We start from the raw sequence: 1678 nt of genomic DNA, 5'->3' as shown, positions 1-1678 counted from the left end.
TCCCTGCCCACTGCTCGACCCGCTCCGGCCCACACGCTCCAGGAGGCGTCATGACCCCGCCGCCCGGCGCCCAGCACGGCGCCCTGCTCCTGTCCTGCCCGGACGCACCGGGCGTCGTGCACGCGGTCACCGGACTGCTCGTGCAGGAGAGGTGCACCATCGTCCAGAGCCAGCAGTTCGGCAGCGCGACGAGCGGCAACTTCTTCATGCGCGTCGAGTTCGCCCACGTCGACGGCTCGCCGCTCGATCTCGACGGCCTCGGACAGCGCGTGGCGCGGCTGGCCGAGACCTTCGACATGACCTGGGAGCTCGCCGACGCCGCCCGGCGCCAGCGCGTGGTGATCATGGTCAGCAAGTTCGCCCACTGCCTCAACGACCTGCTGTTCCGCAACTCCATCGGCGAGCTGAACCTCGACGTGGTCGCCGTGGTGTCGAACCACCCCGACCTCGGCCGCATCGCCGACAGCTTCGGGGTCCCCTTCAGGCACATCCCGGTCACGAAGGACACCAAGGCGGAGGCCGAGGCCGCTCTGCTCGGGTTGCTGCGCACGGAGCAGGTCGATCTCGTGGTGCTGGCCCGCTACATGCAGATCCTCTCGAACGACCTGTGCACGCAGCTCGAGGGCAAGGCCATCAACATCCACCACTCGATGCTGCCGAGCTTCAAGGGCGCCAAGCCCTACCACCAGGCGCACGCCCGCGGCGTGAAGTTCATCGGCGCGACCGCCCACTACGTCACCCCCGACCTCGACGAGGGCCCGATCATCGAGCAGGAGCTGATCAGGGTCGACCACTCGCTGAGCCCCGACCAGCTCGCGGCCCGCGGCCGCGAGGCGGAGAGCCGCGCGCTCGCCAGGGCGGTCCGCTGGCACACCGAGAACCGCATCGCGGTGATCGGCAACCGGACCGTCGTCTTCCAGTGACGTTCCCCGACGCGACCGCTCCCGACGCACAGCAATCCCCGCGCCCGTCAGCGCGGCTCGACCAGGCCCTCCCGCACCGCGACGAGCGCCGCCTGGGTCCGCGAGGTGAGACCGAGCTTTCCCAGCAGGTTGCTGACGTGGGTGCGGGCGGTGCGCTCTCTGATCACCAGCCGGTCCGCGATCTCCCTGTTCGACAGCCCGTCCGCCACGAGCACCAGGATCTCCCGCTCCCGTGCCGTCAGCGACCCGAGCCCGATGCGGGGCGTCCGGAGCTCCTCGGTCAACCGGCGGGCCACCGTGACGTCCAGGAAGACCTCGCCCCGGGCGGCGGCGTGCAGCGCAGCGGCGACCTCGTCCGGTCCGGCGTCCTTGAGCAGGTAGCCCGCAGCGCCCTGCTTCAACGCCGCGTGGACGCGTTCGCTCTCCCCGAAGCTGGTCAGGACGACCACCCGGACCTCGGGGAAGCGCAACCCGATCTCCCTGGTGGCCGCCACCCCGTCGAGCCGCGGCATCTGCAGGTCCGTCAGCACCACGTCGGGCAGCCGCCCGTGCGCCGAGAGGTCGGAGAGCACGGCCAGCGCGTCCTCGCCGTCCACGGCCTCACCGACGACGCTGACGTCGTCGAGCACCTCCAGGTAGGCGGCGACGCCGCGCCGGACCACGGCGTGGTCGTCGACGACGAGTACCCCGATCCTCGCTCGCGACGGTGTGGTCATCGCCGGGTCCTTCTCTCTGGACGGGGGACGGGAGGGGCC

The 1678-nt window shown here is 71.3% G+C and carries 2 protein-coding genes; one reads left to right on the top strand and one right to left on the bottom strand.

Translation table 11 applies throughout. The annotated features are described in order from the left end of the window. The first annotated feature begins 50 nt into the window (after window positions 1-50). Complete coding sequence (gene purU, locus HF577_RS37135; RefSeq protein ID WP_169400674.1) at window positions 51-923, top strand: formyltetrahydrofolate deformylase; 873 nt, start codon at window positions 51-53, stop codon at window positions 921-923. Window positions 924-970: 47 nt separating this feature from the next. Here purU and HF577_RS37130 read toward each other — a convergent pair whose 3' ends face one another. Beyond that, complete coding sequence (locus HF577_RS37130; protein ID WP_169400673.1) at window positions 971-1639, bottom strand: response regulator; 669 nt, start codon at window positions 1637-1639, stop codon at window positions 971-973. Between the last annotated feature and the right edge of the window lie 39 nt (window positions 1640-1678).

The sequence above is a fragment of the Pseudonocardia xinjiangensis genome, assembly GCF_012911925.1.
Classification (GTDB): Bacteria; Actinomycetota; Actinomycetes; order Mycobacteriales; family Pseudonocardiaceae; genus Pseudonocardia; species Pseudonocardia xinjiangensis.
Note: the sequence above shows the minus strand (reverse complement) of the source record. Positions and strands in the feature narration are given on the sequence as shown.